Source organism: Dolichospermum circinale AWQC131C, from assembly GCF_000426905.1.
Lineage (GTDB): Bacteria > Cyanobacteriota > Cyanobacteriia > Cyanobacteriales > Nostocaceae > Dolichospermum > Dolichospermum circinale.
This window is the reverse complement of sequence record NZ_KE384613.1, coordinates 424-649: the sequence shown is the minus strand read 5'-3', so window position 1 is coordinate 649 and position 226 is coordinate 424. Positions and strand designations below refer to the sequence as shown.

The following is a 226-nucleotide window of genomic DNA, read 5'->3' as shown; positions in this document are numbered from 1 at the left end:
CAACGTAGAAAAAATAGAACAAATATTAAAAGATGATGATAACGACTATCAAATAGAACTACAAGAAGGCAATATTTTAATTATGGGTCCATCGGATATAGAATCTAGTGAAATTGGCGCTGAATTGATTAGATTATTAGGTAATTGGATAAAACCTCGTAAATTAGGAAGAATATTTGACTCCAGTGGTGGGTTTATTATGCCAAATACTGATTTACGCGCTCCA

At 32.3% G+C, this 226-nt stretch carries 1 protein-coding gene; it reads left to right on the top strand.

From position 1 onward, the window contains the following. Positions 1-226 (top strand): Uma2 family endonuclease (locus ACIR131C_RS26795; RefSeq protein ID WP_035371914.1); only part of this gene is annotated, 226 nt, incomplete at both ends.